7 protein-coding genes are annotated in these 2,173 nt (G+C 72.5%); all 7 read left to right on the forward strand.

Annotated features, from left to right (window positions below; translation table 11 throughout):
- The first annotated feature begins 129 nt into the window (after positions 1–129).
- Positions 130–372, forward strand: a complete 243-nt coding sequence (locus tag ACFQ3T_RS36135; protein WP_380730587.1) for a hypothetical protein — start codon at positions 130–132, stop codon at positions 370–372.
- Positions 373–625: 253 nt separating this feature from the next.
- The gene (locus tag ACFQ3T_RS36140; protein ID WP_380730589.1) at positions 626–754 is read left to right on the forward strand and encodes a hypothetical protein; all 129 of its coding nucleotides are present in this window, start codon (positions 626–628) and stop codon (positions 752–754) included.
- Positions 755–800: 46 nt separating this feature from the next.
- A complete protein-coding gene (locus ACFQ3T_RS36145) occupies positions 801–1,055 on the forward strand; it encodes a hypothetical protein (RefSeq protein WP_380730591.1) in 255 nt (84 codons plus the stop codon).
- A gap of 97 nt (positions 1,056–1,152) precedes the next feature.
- The gene (locus ACFQ3T_RS36150) at positions 1,153–1,326 is read left to right on the forward strand and encodes a hypothetical protein (protein WP_380730593.1); all 174 of its coding nucleotides are present in this window, start codon (positions 1,153–1,155) and stop codon (positions 1,324–1,326) included.
- Positions 1,327–1,367: 41 nt separating this feature from the next.
- Positions 1,368–1,535: a hypothetical protein gene (locus ACFQ3T_RS36155; protein WP_380730595.1), complete on the forward strand. Its 168-nt coding sequence runs from the start codon at positions 1,368–1,370 to the stop codon at positions 1,533–1,535.
- Between the two features lie 106 nt (positions 1,536–1,641).
- The gene (locus ACFQ3T_RS36160; protein WP_380730597.1) at positions 1,642–1,806 is read left to right on the forward strand and encodes a hypothetical protein; all 165 of its coding nucleotides are present in this window, start codon (positions 1,642–1,644) and stop codon (positions 1,804–1,806) included.
- Entirely contained in the window at positions 1,799–2,101 is a 303-nt protein-coding gene (locus ACFQ3T_RS36165) for a hypothetical protein (RefSeq protein WP_380730599.1), read from the forward strand. The genes ACFQ3T_RS36160 and ACFQ3T_RS36165 overlap by 8 nt, the downstream gene beginning before the upstream one ends.
- The last annotated feature ends 72 nt before the right edge of the window (positions 2,102–2,173 follow it).

The raw sequence follows: 2,173 nt of genomic DNA on the forward strand, positions 1-2,173 counted from the left end.
TGTACATGCAGGCCGGCATCACCCTCGCGCACTGACTTCGCCCGGACCGGCGGCCCATCCCGGCCAAGGAACCGCCGCCGGTCCGGTCCACCCCGACAACCGCACGATCCGAAAGCGCGGGTACCGGTCATGAGCGCACCCACGGACGAGTCCGTGTCCCTGTCGCACGCCGTGGACGACACGGCGCGCCTGGTCCTGCTGGACAAGCCGGACCTCGGCGTCGTGGCGTTCCACCGGGCCGTGCGCGCCGAGCACGACCGCTCGACGCCCTACACGGTCCTGCACGCCGCGATCGTCGCCGCCTGGCGGCGCTACCGGGGCGACAAGCCCACCCACGACGTCGCCACCGGCCGCAGGCTCACCACCCCCTGAACCCGCCCGGACCTGGCCGTGAGGCCCGCCCCCGGCACGGACGTCGCGGAAGTCGTTGCGGCGCAACGGACCTTCGGTCCACATCCGCGTCGGCGACGCCCGACCGTGTAGTTCCCATCCCCACCTGCCAACGACCGACATCAACAACGGCACCGGCGAACGTCCGCCGCGACGACCTCCGGATCTGGCCGTTCCGACCACGTCGCACCAAACCCGATGGAAAGGCAGAACACCAATGGAGTGCCCGCAGTGCATGGGCGACGGCGTCGACCGCTGGTTCGCGGGAACGCCGTGCGAGGAGTGCGAGGGGTCCGGCGAGGTGGACCCCGCCGCCTACTCCGACGAGTGGGACGACGAGGACGACGACTACGAGGACGACTGACCTCAACGTCGGCTGCCGCACCGTCCACACCGGGAGGAAATCCGCCGTGAAGATCCGACTCGAACTGACTCCCGACGAGGTCGCCGCGGGCGCCGTCGAAGCCCTGCGGGAGATCTACGACGTGCACGAGGTCAGCCGTCCCTACCGCAACCGGGGCAACTCGGTGCTCGTCCGCGTCTACGTCACCGCCGCCTACCCGCCCGCCCCGCGGCCTGTCCGAGCCCGTGCCACCCGCACCGACCAGCCCACCCGGCGGACGCCGATCCGCCGCCCGGACACGCCCCGCGAACTGGAGCCGTAGCCCCGCGCCCGGATCGGCGGCCCATCCCGGCCAAGGAACCGCCGCCGGCCCGGTCCACCCCAACACCGCACCCGAGAGTGCGGGTGAGGAGTTCCCCGTGTTCCGCGCCCTGATCACCCAGTCCAGCGCCACCCACTGCACCGCGCCCACCGGCCGCAACGGCCGCCACTGCGGCCGGCGCAAGCGCGTCGGCCGGCTGGCCGACGGTCACACCTGCGGCAGCGAGGTCTGCCAGCTCTGGCACGCGGCCAAGACCAGCCAGACCTGGTGACACCCCACCCGCCATCCACGAACCGCACGAGAGGCCAGGCCATGAGCGACGACGGCAAGTGCAACACCGCGTGGGACGAACACCAGGGCTACCGCGACTCCGGACGGCACGGGGTCAACCCGTTGACCGGCAGCGCCTACGAGGTGTGGAAGTGCCAGTGCGGCACGAAGACCATCGACGTCTTCCCCCACTTGAAGAACCAGAAGTAGGCATCCACGATGCGCCCGGACCGGCGGCCCATCCCGGCCAGGAACCGCCGCCGGTCCGGTCCACCCCAACACCGCACCCGAGAGTGCGGGTCAGGAGAGATGAAGCATGTCGCGCACCAACACGGCGCACAAGTCGGCGGTGGAACCCGCCGCCCGCGCCGCATTCGAGTCCACCCACCCCGGCCGGTCCTGGGAGACCGCCCCGGCCTACCTGCGCGACCGGTTCCGCCTGGTCGAGCGGCAGCGGACGGGGGTCGCCGACGATGAGTGAGCGTCTGCTGACCGTGCCCGCCCCCGTGCTGCTGGTGGTCGCCGCCCTGGCCGTGGTCGCGGTGGTCGTGCTGTGGAAGCTGCTGATCACGGCGGGGCTGATCGGCCTGGCCCAGTGGGCCGTGATCACCCAGACCGACGACCCCACCGCCGTCCTGGTCGTGGTCGGCGTGCCCGCCCTCGTGCTGGCCGTCCTGCTGCGCCGCGCCACCGGGCGCGCCGGCCACCGCGCCGGTCGCCGCGCCGGACCGCTGTTCCCGATCCGTTCCGCCCGCCACGTGGAGGTGACCCGATGAGCACGACCGCCCTTCCCCTGCCCGGCCCCGACGAGTCCGACCCGTTCGCCGCCACCGTCGCCGAGCTGGAGC

The organism is Saccharothrix hoggarensis, assembly GCF_042678885.1.
GTDB lineage: Bacteria > Actinomycetota > Actinomycetes > Mycobacteriales > Pseudonocardiaceae > Actinosynnema > Actinosynnema hoggarensis.